The organism is Streptomyces sp. G7(2002) (genome assembly GCF_028870195.1).
Lineage (GTDB): Bacteria > Actinomycetota > Actinomycetes > Streptomycetales > Streptomycetaceae > Streptomyces > Streptomyces nigrescens.
This window is the reverse complement of record NZ_CP102609.1, coordinates 1,124,506-1,138,439: the sequence shown is the minus strand read 5'-3', so window position 1 is coordinate 1,138,439 and position 13,934 is coordinate 1,124,506. Positions and strand designations below refer to the sequence as shown.

The window sequence follows — 13,934 nt, the reverse complement described above, 5'->3', positions numbered from 1 at the left end:
CGCTGTCACGGCGGTACCGCGACATGCTGCCTTGTCGGGTGCCTTGTGCTGTTGCCTGGTGCTCCTGCCCTGCCGGGTGCCCGGAAGACGCGACACGACACGTCGTACGCGACTCCACTGCTTCAGGATCAGGGCCCGCAACTCCATCCGCACCCGGGCAGCCGGAGCCGGGCACACCCCGTCCCGCTCCAGACGTCCGGCCCGGCGCGCACCACGGCACCGGACGAGGGAGGGCCGCGGCGGAAGTGGTCCCCGGGGCGGGCGGCGGAGGCGTCACATCTCCTTGTGGATACGGGTCAGATCGGCGGTGAGGGCGTCGAGCCAGATCACCGAGTCGAGCAGCAGCGCGGCGGAGACCGCGCGGGTCTCCGTGTCGGGGCTGTCGCGCGGGATGGCCGGGGTGACCGCCAACAGGGCGCGGATGTCGAGTGGTTGAGGATGGTCCCGGGGCGTGCCGCGGTCCGTGCAGAGGTGCCGGGCGAGGGACCGGTAGTCGGCCGCCGTCCGGTCGGCGGCGTGGCGCAGCCAGGTGCCGACGTCCTGCGAGGCGATCCGGCCGGGACGGTCGGGCAGCAGCCGCTCACCGCGCCGCGCGTCCTTCCCGGCCACCAGCAGCGCGGGCCAGTCCGGCTGCGGGGTGTCCTCCCGTGGCTCGGACTGGTACTGGGCCAGGCTCTCCTGCGCGAGGCCGAGGGCGCGGTTGAGGGCGAAGATATCGGTGCTGCCGGAGCGTTCGACGACCCGTGCGGTGGTGTATCCGATGGCGTCGGCGATGGCCGAGCACAGCCCCGCCATGCTTCTGCGCACCTCGCTGCCGGCACCCCGTGGCCAGGCCACCAGCCCGCAGGCCAGCCCGATGAGGCTGCCGACCAGCACATCCACCAGCCGGACCGGGGCCAGCTGCCAGGTGACGGGGGAGACCTGAGCGAACAGCGTGGCCACGACCAGGGTGAAGCCGCCCTGCGCCCAGGCCAGCCCGCGCAACGGCCCCGCGATGAACGCCACCAGCATGACCACCGGCAGCACGACGGCGTACACCGTGTCCCGGTCGTGGACCAGCGCCAGCATCCCGCCCGCCAGCACCGCACCGACCAGCGTGCCGGTGAGCGCCTGCCGGACCGCGGACCAGGTCTCCAGACTGGTCGTACGGGTCAGGGTGAGCGTGGCGAGCAGGACCCAGAAGCCGTGTTGCAGGTCGAGGAGTCCGGCGATGGCCCGGGCCGCGGCCAGCCCGAGCGCGAACCGGCAGGCGTTCTGGAAGATCACCGAGCGGGGTGTGAGGTGCATGGTCAGCCGCTGCCACCACAGCTCCGGGAAGCGGACCCGCGCGTAGGCGAAGGTGTGCCCGGCGGGGTTCCGTTCGACGGTACGGTCGCCCAGCATCAGCCGGGTGGCCAGGACGAGGACGACGGCGCAGTCGGCGGCCTGCACCACCTGGGACCGGCGGCGCAGATAGACCAGCCGGTCGTCGGTGCCGAGCCGTTCCAGGGTGTCCACGGCGCGGTGGGCGCGGACCGGGGCAAGCTCTTCCTGGAGGGCCGAGGCGGACGGTCCCGCGCCGGGCCGCAGCCGCTTCCCCTGCCGCAGCGCGTCCGCCGCCCCGCGGGCGGCGGCGCTGATGCCCTCCAGCAGCACCACCGTCTCCGGGTGGTACTTCTGGTGCTGCCCGGCCCCGGTGTGCAGGTCATCCAGCCGGGACAGCAGGGTGCGGACGGCTTCGGCGGCGTGCGCCATGGCCTTGTGCGGGAGGGTGGGGGACGCGGGCCGGTCGGCGGGCGGCACACAGGTGGGACGGAGCGCCTCCCCTGCCGTGTGCGCCTGGGCGAGCGCCTGTACGGGCGGGGGCCCGCCGTGGTGGTCGGCCAGGCGCGCGGCCGCGTCGGCGGCGTCGGCCAGCAGCCGGCGGAAGGACGGGGTGTCCGGTTCGGGCATCAGGAAGCGCTGGGCAAGTGCCAGCAGGACCGCTCCCAGCAGGAAGCCGGACAGCCGCTGGCCCAGGAAGTCCGGGGCGTACGGCGGGAAACAGGGCAGGATGTAGAGCAGCTGCATCCCGGGTGCCGCCCCGGCGATCCGCGGGCCGGTGGTGCCCGCGTACGCCACCACGAAGCCGATGACGAGCATGCCGACGACGGCCGCCCAGGTCTGGACGGCCAGCAGCGTGCCCAGCGTGACCAGCACGAGCCCGGCGGGGATCGCGGTGAGCACGGTCGTGGCGCGCTGCCGCCCGGATCCGGGAATCCGGGCGAGCGCACCGAGCGACACCACGGTGAAGGTGGCGTAGACGGACATGACGGTCAGGCCGAGCCCGTAGCGGCAGAGATAGAAGGCGGCACAGGAGGCGGTCGTCACCCGGACCGCGTTGCCGACCACCGTGCGGTGCCCCTGCAGTCCGTGTTTGCCGTGCTCCAGCAGGTAGCGCAGCCTGCGCAGCCCGGCCTTGACGGGCCCGCCGGCCGCACGCCGCGGCCCGGACCCCGGAGAAGCTCCCTGCGGAGGGCTCACCTTTCCACTATTGGCCAGCGGGTCCCGGTCCGCACCCGCCGCCCGGCCGCCCCGGACTCCGCGAACGGCCGCGCCTCGACCGCCCCCTGCCGCGGCGCGGCGCCGAGTGACGCCTGCCACGCGCACATCACTGCCCGCCGGCGCCCCGGCCCACGCCGAGGCCACCTCCCGGAGGTGTTTCCAACCGACATACCTCTAGCAGGAATGCCAAGAAGCAGAACGGGAGTTGGCGCTGAGCGGCCGGGCGGGGGACCGGTGCGGACCGTAGGATGCGCGACGTGACGGAGATGAGGACGGGCGCCACGGACACCGGCGATGCCGAGCGACCGGCGCTGCCGGCGACCAGTTGGGCGGTGCTCGGGCTGCTCTCCTTCGGTGAGGAGCTGTCCGGCTACGACCTCAAGAAATGGTCCGACTGGTCGCTGCGCCTCTTCTACTGGAGCCCGTCCTTCAGCCAGATCTACGGCGAGCTGAAGCGTCTGGAGAAGGTCGGTTACCTCACCTCGCGGATGGTCGCCCAGGAGACCGGCAACCGCGACAAGCGGGTCTATGTGATCACCGACGCGGGGATGGCGGCGGTCCGTCACTGGGCGCGCGAGGCGCCCGTGGAGCCCCCCGTCCTCAAACACGGCGTGATGCTGCGGATGTGGCTGGGCCATCTGCTGGAGACCGACCGGATGCGGGAGGTGCTGGGCCGGCACCGGGAGTACGCGGAGACCATGCGGCAGCGCGCCGAGGTGGACGTCGAGGACGCCTGCGGCGAGGAGGCCTGGGCCTACCCCGCACTCGTCCTGAAGTGGTCGGAGCGCTACTACGCCTCCGAACGGGACCTGGCCGATGCCATGCTGGCCGACCTGGACGAGCGGGACCGCCGGCGCCTGTAGGGCGCGGGTCCATCGATCGGTCAGTGGCCATGGCGGCCTTGGCCTTGGCTGCCCCTTTGGCCGCCGCCGTGGTCGCCACCGCCGGGAAAGCGCTCATTGAGCCGATCTCGGCAGCGATCCTGCGCCCCTCGGTCCGAGGCACGGCTCGATTGTCAGAGCCCTGTGGAACACTCCCGTCACCGTTCGAGAAACGGACCGAACAAGCAGTAGACCAAGGGGGATTGGCGTTCATGGGCGTGAGCATCGGCTTCATCAGTGCGACAACGGAGGAGCTGGACAGGGCGGAGAAGGACCCGAGTTGGGCCGACGACTACGTCTTCACGCTGTACGCCGACGATGACTTCCCGAGGCCGGACCGTCCCTACGGTGGCCCGGACAAGGCATGGGCCGGCCTCCAGTTCCTGCTCGACGAGACGGATGTGCGGCTCGACTTCCTGATGGACGGGTTCCCGATCCTGGAGGACGGCAGCCTGTTCGGATGGTCTGCGGAGCAGATCGAGAGCGTGGCCCGGCAACTGCAGGCGACCCCGTGGGAGCAGTTGGCGGCCCACTACGCCCCGGAGAAGATGACGAAGGAGGACGTGTACCCCAACATGTGGAGGTTCGACGCCGAGGGCGAGCTGGAGTGGCTTGAGCGCGCCTACGAGGAACTCGTCCCCTTCTTCGTCAAGGCGGCCGACGGTGGCTATGGGGCCTTTATGAGCTTCAGCTTCTAGGGGAGACGCCCCCTGGGCGGGTGTCAGCCGGTGAGGACGCGGGCGCGGCAGTCGGCCGGGGTGCCCCAGGCGTCCCGGAGCGGGCGGGCCTTGCGGATCCACAGTGAGAGGTCCAGTTCCTCCGTGTATCCGAGGGCGCCGTGCAGTTGGAGTGCCGTGCGTGCCGCGCCATGGCCGGCCTCGCCCGCCGCGACTTTCGCCGCCGCCACCTCCCGGCCTGCCGAGGGGGCTCCCGCGGCCACCGCCAGGGCCGCCGCATGCACCAGCGGCTGGGCGAACTCCAGCGCGATGAGGGTGTCCGCCAGCCGGTGCTTGACCGCCTGGAACGAGCCGATGGGCACCCGGAACTGGGTGCGCTGCTTGACGTAGGACACCGTCGCCGCCAGCAGGGCGCGGCCGAGGCCGAGGGACTGCGCGGCGGTGGCCAGCCGTGCGACCTCGATGGCGTGCGCGGCGGCCGCGGTCACCGCGGGGCCCCGGGCCACCACCGTGCCGCCGAGCGGGCGGGCCACCCGCCGGGCCGGATCGAGGGTGGTCTGCACCGGCCCGTGGGTGTCCGTACGGCACACCGTGTCGCCCCGCACGACGAGGACGGCGTCGGCGGCGTCCGCGTCCAGGGCGTACGGGCCCGCCCCGGCGCACAGGCTGAGGCCGGCCTCGCCCGCGGCGATCCGCGGCAGCCACTCCCCGGCCACAGTGTCCGAGCCCAGACGCTCCAGGAACGCGGCCGCCGCCACCGTCTCCACCAGCGGGCCCGGCACGGCATGCCGTCCCAACTCCGTGAAGGAAAGCGCCAGTTCGACCGGCAGTAGCCCCGCCCCGCCGTGCCGCTCCGGAACGGCGAGCCCGAACACCCCCGCCTCCGCGAGCCGTGCCCACAGTGCCCGGCCGGGCTTGTGCTCCCCGGCCGCCCAGGCCCGCACCACGGCCGGTGTGCCGGACGCCCCCAGCATGCCGTCCAACGCCCGCGCGAAATCCCGCTGCTCATCGGTCAGGAGGAACCGCATCACCGGCGTCCCTTCGGCAGGCCGAGCAGCCGCTCGGCGATGATGTCGCGCTGGATCTCGTTGGTGCCGGCATAGATCGGCCCGGCGAGCGAGAAGGTGTAGCCCTCGGCCCAACTCCCGTGCGCGGGCGCCTCGTCGGCGTCATCGGCGAGCATCCCGTACGGGCCGAGCAGGTCCAGGGCGGTCTCGTGCAGGGCGATGTCCAGCTCGGACCAGAAGACCTTGTTGAGGCTCGACTCGGCGCCGAGGCCCCCCGCATCGCCGGCGACGATCCGCGAGGCATGGGCATAGGTGAAGAGCTGATAGGCGCGGGCGCCGATCCACGCATCGGCCACCCGGTCGCCGAGGGCCGGACCGGCTCCCTCGGGAGCCTCGCGCCACAGTGCGGTCAGCCGCTCGGCTGCCGCGGTGAAGCGGCCCGGACTGCGCAGCGTCAGCCCGCGTTCCTTGCCGGCGGTGCTCATCGCGATCCGCCAGCCCTGCCCCGGCTCGCCGATGACCTCCGCGTCGGGCACGAAGACCTCATCGAGGAAGAGTTCGGCGAAGGCGGGCTTGCCGTCGAGGCGGCCGATGGGGCGTACCGTCACACCCGGTGCGTCCAGCGGGAACATCAGATAGGTGAGCCCCTGGTGCGGCCGGGTGGCGTCCGGGTCGCTGCGGAACAGTCCGAAGGCGCGGTCGGCGAACGCGGCCCGGGACGACCAGGTCTTCTGCCCGCTCAGCAGCCAGCCGCCGTCGGTCCGTACGGCGGCCGAGCGCAGCGACGCCAGGTCCGACCCCGACTCCGGCTCCGACCAGGCCTGCGCCCAGATGACCTCACCGCGCGCCATGGGGCCGAGCACGCGGGCGCGTTGCTCCTCGGTGCCGTGCTCGAAGAGGGTCGGGGCGAGCAGGCTGATGCCGTTCTGGCTGACCCGCCCGGGGGCGCCCGCGGCGTAGTACTCCTCCTCGAAGACCAGCCACTGCAGGAGCGAGGCGCCCCGGCCGCCGTACTCCTCGGGCCAGGAGACGACCGACCAGCGGTCCGCGGCGAGCCGGTGCTCCCACTCCCGGTGGGCGGCGAATCCTTCCGCGGTCTCCAGCGACGGCAGCGGGGTGGCGGGTACATGGCCGGCGAGCCAGGCGCGGGCCTCGGTCCGGAACTCCTCGTCCGCGGCGGTGAATTCGAGGTCCATCAGGCGCCCGCCTCCCGGAGGCGGGGGAGGTGCCCGTCGCGCGGGGGCGTCTCGTCGTGGGCAGCGGGCATCGCCATCACCCTCCTTCTCTAACAAGTGTTTGGTAGGTTAACGTAGCGCCCGGAGCAGCGTCGAGGCCCCACCACAGGCGAGCGCCTTCGCTGTTCCGCGACCGGATCGCCCGGACCCGGACCGGCCTGGAGACCATCCGCTGGAGGCTCGCGTATGACACCGCCCCCTTATGTGCCCGGCCACCATCTGCTCGACGGCCGGACCGCCGTCATCACCGCGGCCGCCGGATCCGGCATCGGCGGTGCCACCGCCCGGCGGTTCCTGGAGGAGGGCGCCCGCATCGTCATCGGTGACGCCCATGCGCGCCGTCTGAAGGAGAGCGCCGAGGCGCTCACCGCGGAGTTCGGCGCCGGCACAGTGGCTTCCCTGCCCTGCGATGTCACCGACGAAGACCAGGTCAACGCCCTGCTGCAGCTGGCGGAAGAGCGCCATGGGCGGCTCGACATCGTGGTCAACAACGCAGGGCTCGGTGGCACCGCCGATCTCGTCGAGATGACGGACGCGCAGTGGGGCAAGGTTTTGGACGTAACGCTGAACGGGACCTTCCGCTGCACCCGGGCCGCGCTGCGCCGGATGAAGGCCACCGGCAGCGGCGGAGTGATCGTCAACAATGCCTCCGTCGTCGGCTGGCGCGCCCAGCGGGGGCAGGCCCACTACGCCGCGGCCAAGGCCGGGGTGATGGCGCTGACCCGCTGCGCCGCCATGGAGGCCGCCGAGTACGGGGTCCGCGTCAACGCGGTCTCGCCCAGCCTCGCCCTGCATCCGCATCTGGTGAAGGTGACCACCCCCGAGCTGCTCGCGGAGCTCACCGAGCGGGAGGCGTTCGGCCGCTACGCCGAGCCCTGGGAGGTCGCCAATGTCATCGTCTTCCTGGCCGGCGACTACGCCTCGTACATGACCGGCGAAACGGTGTCCGTCAGCTCCCAGCACGCGTGAGCCGCAGCTGCCCGGCACCGGCCGCGGCGCACCGTAGGGGGCCGCCCGCATCCGCCGACGGCATCGCCTTGCGGAACCGACCGGCACCTCCGCAGAATCTGACCAGGGAGACCACCATGTCCGAGGCCTACATCGTTGACGCGGTCCGCACCCCGGTCGGCAAGAAGGGCGGCGGTCTGTCCGCCGTCCACCCCGCCGACCTGGGCGCCCATGTACTGACGGCGCTGATGGCACGCACGGGAGCCGACCCGGCCGCCGTCGAGGACGTCGTCTTCGGCTGTCTGGACACGGTGGGGCCGCAGGCCGGGGACATCGCCCGGACGTGCTGGCTGGCCGCCGGACTGCCCGAGGAGGTGCCCGGCGTCACCATCGACCGCCAGTGCGGCTCCTCCCAGCAGGCAGTCCACTTCGCGGCCCAGGGCGTGCTCTCCGGCACCCAGGACCTGGTGGTCGCGGGCGGCGTACAGAACATGTCGCAGATCCCGATCGCCTTCGCCAGCCGCCAGGCCGCCGCCCCGCTGGGCCTGACCGACGGCCCGTTCGCCGGTTCCGAGGGCTGGCGGGCCCGCTACGGCACGGCGCCCGTCAACCAGTTCCACGGTGCCGAACTGATCGCCGCCAAGTGGCACCTATCCCGCGAGGACATGGAGGAGTTCGCGCTCCGTTCGCACCGGCGGGCTGTCCGCGCCATCGACGAGGGCCGCTTCGACCGCGAACTCGTCCCCTACGGGGAGGTCACCACCGACGAGGGGCCACGGCGCACCACCTCACTGGAGAAGATGGCCGCCCTGCCGCCGGTCGTGGAGGGCGGCCGGCTGACCGCGGCGGTCTCCTCGCAGGTCTCCGACGGTGCGGCCGCCATGCTCCTGGCCTCGGAGCGGGCGGTGGCCGAGCACGGTCTCACCCCGCGCGCCCGGATCCACCATCTGTCGGTGCGCGGCGAGGACCCCATCCGGATGCTGTCCGCACCGATCCCGGCGACGGCGTACGCGCTGAAGAAGGCGGGCATGTCGATGGGCGACATCGACCTGGTCGAGATCAATGAGGCGTTCGCGCCCGTGGTGCTGGCCTGGCTGAAGGAGACCGGCGCCGATCCGGAGCGGGTCAATGTCAACGGCGGCGCCATCGCCCTCGGCCACCCGCTCGGCGCGACCGGCGTCCGGCTGATGACGACACTGCTGCACGAACTGGAGCGCACCGGCGGCCGGTTCGGACTGCAGACCATGTGCGAGGGCGGCGGCCAGGCCAATGTCACGATCATTGAGCGTCTCTGACGGTCCCGCGGAACGAGGGCCCCAGCCACCCTGCCGCGGTCCGGCCGGAAGCTCCGGCCGGGCCCGGCGGCAGGGGGCCGCTCAGCGCGGCGGGTCCGGCGGCAGCGCGGCCAGCGTCGCGCGCGCCTCGGCCATGATCCGCTCGACGAGCTCCGCGCACGACGGCAGATCCTCGATCACCCCGGCGACCTGGCCGGAGGCCATCACCCCGAGATCGGTACGCCCCTCGACCATCGACGCCTTCAGCAGCATGGGCGTGTTGGCGGCGAGCAGGACCTGGCTCCAGGAGAGGTCCTTGCCATGTCTCATCGCCAGGCCGTCACGCACCATCTGAGCCCAGCTCAGACCGGACAGCTTCCTGAACGACGCGGCATGACGCACCGCCCGGAGCAGCGCGGTGCCGCGCCCGGACCGCTCCAGCGTCTCGACCAGCTCGCTGCGCAGCATCCGGTGCGGCAGACCGTCCACCTTCGTGGTGACGGTGATGTCCTTGACGGCCGCCGCCAGATAGCGGGCCTGGACGGCGGGCGGCACGGTGCTGTCGGACGTCAGCAGGAAACGGGTGCCCATCGCGACGCCCGCCGCACCGTAGGCCAGCGCCGCGACCAGACCGCGGCCGTCGAAGAAACCGCCCGCGGCGATCACCGGGATATCGACCGCGTCCACGACCTGCGGGAGCAGCACGGTCGTGGCGACGCTCCCGGTGTGCCCGCCGCCCTCCCCGCCCTGCACGACGACCGCGTCCGCGCCCCAGGCCGCGACCTTCTCGGCATGACGGCGGGCCCCCACGGACGGGATGACGACGACCCCCGCGTCCTTGAGCCGGGCGATCAGCTCACGGGAGGGGGCCAGGGCGAACGAGGCGACCCGTACGCCCTCCGCCACGACGAGGCGCACCCGCTCCGCCGCATCCCCCGCGTCCGCGCGCAGATTCACCCCGAACGGCGCGTCCGTACGGGACTTGACCTCGTGGACCGCCGCCCGCAGCTGCTCGACCGTCATGGTCGCCGAGGCGAGGATGCCCAGGGCGCCCGCGTTGGCCGCGGCCGAGACCAGCCGGGGCCCGGCCACCCACCCCATACCGGTCTGCACCAGGGGGTGGCGCACCCCGACGAGCCTGGTCAGCGGGGTCTCGATCCCGGTCGTGGCCGTCATGCCGGCGGCACCTCGCGGTCGCGCAGCCCGTCCGGGTCGATGACCGCACGGATCAGCCGCAGTTCGGTGGCGGTGGGCTCCCGGGTGTACGGCACCTCGTCGGGCAGGGCGAGCGGGAAGCCGGTGGCCGCCTGGACCTCCCCGGCCGTCACACCGGGATGGACGGAGGCGAGCCGCATGGCCCGGTCCGGGGTCGCGAAGTCGAGGACGCCGAGGTTGGTGACCACACGCGGAATGCGGTGGTAGCGGGTCGCGGACGGGCCGGCGGCGGCCGCGCTGTCGTACCCGACCCCGCTGATCATGTCGACCTTCTCGACGAAGACCCGCCGCGAATGCTTCGGCACCCAGTAACTCACCGGATTGTTGAGGGTGTTGACGGGCGCGCCGCGTACCCCGAGGAGCTGGCGGGCCGGCTGCTGCCAGTCGCCGATGCAGGAGATGTTCTGGTTGCCGAAGCGGTCGAGCTGGCTCGCGCCCATCATCACATGGCGTCTGCCGCCGGTGACCATGGTGAGGTGCCGGCGGTACGGAAGCCAGCCCTCGGCCGTCCCGTCGAGGCCCACGAGCATCGCCTCGCCGTCGGTGAGCAGCAGATCGGGCGAGAAGGTGCGCTTGGCGAGCCGGGCCCCGATCGACGGGATCAGGCCCATCGGACTGGCGAGCACCTCGCCGTTGTCACGCCAGGCGTCGGCGCAGGCGATCACGCAGTACTCGGCGCGGGTCGTGGTGGTGGTCCGGCTCACGTCTGCTCCTCGTGCCAGGTCTGGACCGCGGACTGGTAGGTCTTCTCGTCCCCGGACAGGAACCGCTCGGCGAACTCCGGCCAGGGCGTGGTCGCATACAGCTTCTGGAAGGCCTCGTCACGGCCGTAGTCCGGGACACAGGAGGTGAAGTGCGCGCCGTGGGGAGCCTCGACGACCCCGGTGACCGAGTGCCGGTTCACCAGCAGGGTCTGCGGGACGGCGGTGGCGAAGTCGTCCACGAGCCGCTCACAGGACAGATACGCCTGGTCCGCCGCCTCGCAGAACAGATCGTCGAAGTACGGGTCGGGGCCCAGGTACTGGCCGTTGCCGAGGCGGTCGGCACGGTTCAGATGGACCAGGGCGGCGTCCATGCGCAGGGCCGGCACCGCGACGAAGGTCTCGCCGTCCTCGTACGGTGAGGTGACCGTCCGCAGACCGGGGTTGACACGCAGGACGTCGGAGCCGAGACCGGCCCGTACGGGGAGGAACGGCAGCCGGTTGGCGGCGGCGTGCAGGCCCCACATGAACATCGCCTCGTCGATCTCCATCAGCTCGAACGCACCGCGCTGACGTGCCGCGCGGAAGTGCGGTTCGAGGGGGATCGAGTCCAGGGTCGCGAACGCCGCGACCAGTTTGCGGATCCGGCCCGCGGCGGCGAGCAGACCGACATCGGGCCCGCCGTACGAGACCACGGTGAGATCGGTGACGTCGGAGCGGAGCAGCGCACGCACCAGCGCCATCGGCTTACGGCGTGACCCCCAGCCGCCGATGCCGAGGGTCATCCCGCTGTGCAGCCGGGAGACGACTTCCTCGGGCGTCATGGTCTTGTCGGTCATGGCTCAGCCCTCCTTGGCCGGTGCGCCGTGGGGTGTGCCGAAGGTGTCGCGGACGCGGTCGGCGACCCCGCTGAGGTTCGCCTCGAAGGTGAAGCCCTGCTCGAAGCGGTAACTGCGCCGGACGTCGACGGGGTCGATGCCGTTGAGAGCGGCCTTGGCGAGACGGAGGAGACTGCCGTCCTTCTGCGCGATCTCCCGGGCCAAGTCCCGTGCGGCACCGGCCAGTTCCGCGCGCGGGACGACCTTCCAGACCGAGCCGTGCGCATGCAGTTCGGTGGCGGTGGCGGTGCGCGAGGTGTAGTAGAGCGCGCGCATCAGATGCTGGGGGACCAGCCGGGCCAGATGGGTGGCCGCGCCGAGCGCGCCGCGGTCCAGCTCCGGCAGTCCGAAGGTGGCGTCGTCGCTCGCCACGATGGCATCCGAGTTGCCGACGAGACCGATGCCGCCGCCCAGACAGAAGCCGTGCACCGCCGCGACCACGGGCACCTCGCAGGCATAGACCGCCGAAAAGGCCTCGGCGCAGCCGTGGTTGGCGCCGATCAGGACGCCATGACCGCCTGCCGCGGTGTCCCGCTGCATCTCCTTGATGTCGACGCCCGCGTTGAAGCCGCGGCCCGCGGCGGTGAGGACGACACAGCGGACGCCGGGGTCGTGGCCGGCCGCGCGCACGGCGTCGGCGAGGTCGTACCAGCCCTGTACGGGAAGGGCGTTGACCGGAGGGAAGTCGACGGTGATGACGGCGATGCCCTTGTCCGGCGTGGAGGTGGAGACACCCATGAGGCGATCAGCTACCTTTCCACCAAGCGTTTGTTAGGTAGCGAAGCTAGCAGCGGATCGCGCGCTGCGGGAGGGGTGCCGAATGAGCCTGACCCTCGATCTGACCGGACGGGTGGCCGTCATCACCGGCGGCACCCGGGGCGTCGGCGCCGGTATCGCCCGCGCGTTCCTGCAGGCCGGTGCGGAGGTCGTGGTCTGCGCCCGCCGGCCGCCGGACGCCCCCGTCACCGCGGCCGGACGCACGGCGCACTTCCACCCCCTCGACCTGCGCGACCCGGCCGCCGTCCGGGCCTTCTTCCCGCAGGTCGCGGCGGCGCACGGCCGGCTGGACTGCCTGGTCAACAACGCCGGAGGAACCCCGTACCGGCTGCTCGGACAGACCTCCGCCGAACGGCACGCCCGGGTCGTCGAACTCAACCTCCTCGCGCCGATGACCGCCTCGCTCGCCGCGTACGAGGTGCTGCGCGAGCGGCCGGCCGGCGGTTCGGTCATCATGATCGGCAGCGTCAGCGGCACCCGCCCCTCGCCCGGCACCGCCGCCTACGGCGCGGCCAAGGCGGGCCTGGACCATCTGGCCCGCTCCATGGCCGTCGAATGGGCTCCCCGGGTCCGGGTCAACACCCTCGTGCTCGGCATGGTGCGCACCGAACTCGCCGGCCTGCACTACGGAGACGAGGCGGGCATCGCCGCCGTCGGCGCCACCGTCCCGCTCGGCCGGCTCGCCGAACCCGCCGAGATCGGCGACGCCTGCGTTTTCCTCGCCTCCGACCGTGCCGCGTATCTGACCGGCGCGAGCCTGCTCGTCCACGGTGGTGGTGAGCGCCCCGCCTTCCTCGACGCCGCCACCGTCAACCACCCCGGCGCGCCCGAAGCCCCCGAGGAGATCCGCCATGACGGAACAGGAGACCTGAGATGACCGGTACCGGAATCTGCACGGGACGCGTCGCCGTCGTCACCGGAGCGGGCCGCGGCCTGGGCCGCGCCCATGCCCTGGCGCTCGCCGCGGAAGGGGCGCAGGTGGTGGTGAACGACCTCGGGGTGGCGCCCGACGGAGCCGGCGCTTCGGCCGGACCGGCCCAGCAGGTCGTCGACGAGATCCGGGCTCGCGGCGGCCGGGCCGTCGCCCACACCGGCGACATCACCACCACCGACGGCGCCGCCTCCCTCGTCACCACCGCCCTGGAGACCTTCGGCCGCCTCGACGCTCTCGTCAACAACGCCGGGTTCCTGCGCGACCGGATGCTCGTCAACCTCGACGAGGACGACTGGGACGCCGTCATCCGGGTCCATCTCAAGGGCCACTTCCTGCCGTTGCGGCACGCCGCCGCGCACTGGCGCGCCGAGACCAAGGCCGGCCGTACGCCCGACGCCCGGATCATCAACACCGGTTCGGGCGCCGGGCTGCTCGGCAGCGTCGGCCAGGGCAACTACGCCGCCGCCAAGGCCGGCATCATCGGCCTCACCCTCGTCGCCGCCGCCGAAATGGCCCGCTACGGCGTACAGATCAACGCCATCGCACCGGCCGCCCGGACCCGGATGACGGAGCGGACCTTCGCCGCGACGATGGCGGCGCCCGCCGACGGGGAGTTCGACGCGATGGCGCCGGAGAATGTCTCCCCGCTGGTGGTCTGGCTGGCGTCCGCGGGCAGTGCCGGGGTCACCGGCCGGGTCTTCGAGGCCGAGGCGGGCCGGATCACCGTGATGGAGGGCTGGCGCCCCGGCCCCACCGCGGACAAGAAGAGCCGCTGGACACCCGCCGAGGCGGGCGAGACCGCCCGCACGCTGCTGGCCGCCGCCGAGGCACCGCGGCCGGTGTACGGCGCACGGTGACGCCCCGGCCCGGCGCGAACTGCCGCC

At 72.7% G+C, this 13,934-nt stretch carries 13 protein-coding genes; 6 read left to right on the top strand and 7 right to left on the bottom strand.

Translation table 11 applies throughout. From position 1 onward, the window contains the following. Positions 1–273 precede the first annotated feature (273 nt). Complete coding sequence (locus tag NUT86_RS04345) at positions 274–2,502, bottom strand: FUSC family protein (protein WP_159491134.1); 2,229 nt, start codon at positions 2,500–2,502, stop codon at positions 274–276. A 287-nt stretch (positions 2,503–2,789) separates the two neighbouring features. Between NUT86_RS04345 and NUT86_RS04340 the strand changes: the two genes are divergently transcribed. Both NUT86_RS04340 and NUT86_RS04335 read left to right on the top strand, forming a co-directional pair. Continuing rightward, on the top strand, positions 2,790–3,386 hold the full coding sequence (locus NUT86_RS04340) for a PadR family transcriptional regulator (RefSeq protein WP_093638479.1): 597 nt from the start codon (positions 2,790–2,792) through the stop codon (positions 3,384–3,386). A gap of 230 nt (positions 3,387–3,616) precedes the next feature. Further along, complete coding sequence (locus tag NUT86_RS04335) at positions 3,617–4,102, top strand: YfbM family protein (RefSeq protein ID WP_148589983.1); 486 nt, start codon at positions 3,617–3,619, stop codon at positions 4,100–4,102. Between the two features lie 23 nt (positions 4,103–4,125). Here NUT86_RS04335 and NUT86_RS04330 read toward each other — a convergent pair whose 3' ends face one another. Then, positions 4,126–5,109, bottom strand: a complete 984-nt coding sequence (locus tag NUT86_RS04330) for an acyl-CoA dehydrogenase family protein (protein ID WP_274733524.1) — start codon at positions 5,107–5,109, stop codon at positions 4,126–4,128. After that, complete coding sequence (locus NUT86_RS04325) at positions 5,109–6,284, bottom strand: acyl-CoA dehydrogenase family protein (protein ID WP_159491138.1); 1,176 nt, start codon at positions 6,282–6,284, stop codon at positions 5,109–5,111. The genes NUT86_RS04330 and NUT86_RS04325 overlap by 1 nt, the downstream gene beginning before the upstream one ends. Positions 6,285–6,509: 225 nt before the next feature. Here NUT86_RS04325 and NUT86_RS04320 point away from each other — a divergent pair, with 225 nt between their 5' ends. Together NUT86_RS04320 and NUT86_RS04315 are read left to right on the top strand one after the other, a co-directional pair. Further along, positions 6,510–7,292, top strand: coding sequence for an SDR family oxidoreductase (locus NUT86_RS04320; RefSeq protein WP_274733521.1), 783 nt, complete (start codon positions 6,510–6,512; stop codon positions 7,290–7,292). Positions 7,293–7,408: 116 nt separating this feature from the next. After that, positions 7,409–8,566: an acetyl-CoA C-acetyltransferase gene (locus tag NUT86_RS04315; RefSeq protein WP_093638270.1), complete on the top strand. Its 1,158-nt coding sequence runs from the start codon at positions 7,409–7,411 to the stop codon at positions 8,564–8,566. Between the two features lie 81 nt (positions 8,567–8,647). On the opposite strand, the gene NUT86_RS04310 is transcribed toward NUT86_RS04315, so the two are convergent. The 4 genes from NUT86_RS04310 to NUT86_RS04295 are packed head-to-tail and all read right to left on the bottom strand — an operon-like array spanning position 8,648 to position 12,077. Continuing rightward, positions 8,648–9,703, bottom strand: coding sequence for an NAD(P)H-dependent flavin oxidoreductase (locus NUT86_RS04310; RefSeq protein ID WP_410177175.1), 1,056 nt, complete (start codon positions 9,701–9,703; stop codon positions 8,648–8,650). A gap of 14 nt (positions 9,704–9,717) precedes the next feature. Beyond that, positions 9,718–10,464 (bottom strand): CoA-transferase subunit beta, encoded by a 747-nt coding sequence (locus NUT86_RS04305; RefSeq protein WP_266439624.1) that lies wholly within the window; start codon positions 10,462–10,464, stop codon positions 9,718–9,720. Further along, on the bottom strand, positions 10,461–11,300 hold the full coding sequence (locus NUT86_RS04300) for a CoA transferase subunit A (protein WP_274733517.1): 840 nt from the start codon (positions 11,298–11,300) through the stop codon (positions 10,461–10,463). Before NUT86_RS04300 ends, NUT86_RS04305 begins: the two co-directional genes overlap by 4 nt. A gap of 3 nt (positions 11,301–11,303) precedes the next feature. Next, a complete protein-coding gene (locus NUT86_RS04295; RefSeq protein WP_274733515.1) occupies positions 11,304–12,077 on the bottom strand; it encodes an enoyl-CoA hydratase family protein in 774 nt (257 codons plus the stop codon). 82 nt (positions 12,078–12,159) lie between these two features. Between NUT86_RS04295 and NUT86_RS04290 the strand changes: the two genes are divergently transcribed. Continuing rightward, positions 12,160–12,993: an SDR family oxidoreductase gene (locus NUT86_RS04290; protein WP_148589991.1), complete on the top strand. Its 834-nt coding sequence runs from the start codon at positions 12,160–12,162 to the stop codon at positions 12,991–12,993. Continuing rightward, positions 12,990–13,907 (top strand): SDR family oxidoreductase, encoded by a 918-nt coding sequence (locus NUT86_RS04285; protein ID WP_266439629.1) that lies wholly within the window; start codon positions 12,990–12,992, stop codon positions 13,905–13,907. Before NUT86_RS04290 ends, NUT86_RS04285 begins: the two co-directional genes overlap by 4 nt. Positions 13,908–13,934: the final 27 nt, after the last annotated feature.

Excerpts from the sequence above, each read along its gene's own strand:
- NUT86_RS04300 (WP_274733517.1), bottom strand. The coding sequence starts at position 11,300 with ATGACCGACAAGACCATGACGCCCGAGGAAGTCGTCTCCCGGCTGCAC.
- NUT86_RS04290 (WP_148589991.1), top strand. The coding sequence starts at position 12,160 with ATGAGCCTGACCCTCGATCTGACCGGACGGGTGGCCGTCATCACCGGC.
- NUT86_RS04320 (WP_274733521.1), top strand. The coding sequence starts at position 6,510 with ATGACACCGCCCCCTTATGTGCCCGGCCACCATCTGCTCGACGGCCGG.
- NUT86_RS04295 (WP_274733515.1), bottom strand. The coding sequence starts at position 12,077 with ATGGGTGTCTCCACCTCCACGCCGGACAAGGGCATCGCCGTCATCACC.
- NUT86_RS04335 (WP_148589983.1), top strand. The coding sequence starts at position 3,617 with ATGGGCGTGAGCATCGGCTTCATCAGTGCGACAACGGAGGAGCTGGAC.
- NUT86_RS04325 (WP_159491138.1), bottom strand. The coding sequence starts at position 6,284 with ATGGACCTCGAATTCACCGCCGCGGACGAGGAGTTCCGGACCGAGGCC.
- NUT86_RS04340 (WP_093638479.1), top strand. The coding sequence starts at position 2,790 with ATGAGGACGGGCGCCACGGACACCGGCGATGCCGAGCGACCGGCGCTG.
- NUT86_RS04285 (WP_266439629.1), top strand. The coding sequence starts at position 12,990 with ATGACCGGTACCGGAATCTGCACGGGACGCGTCGCCGTCGTCACCGGA.
- NUT86_RS04330 (WP_274733524.1), bottom strand. The coding sequence starts at position 5,109 with ATGCGGTTCCTCCTGACCGATGAGCAGCGGGATTTCGCGCGGGCGTTG.
- NUT86_RS04315 (WP_093638270.1), top strand. The coding sequence starts at position 7,409 with ATGTCCGAGGCCTACATCGTTGACGCGGTCCGCACCCCGGTCGGCAAG.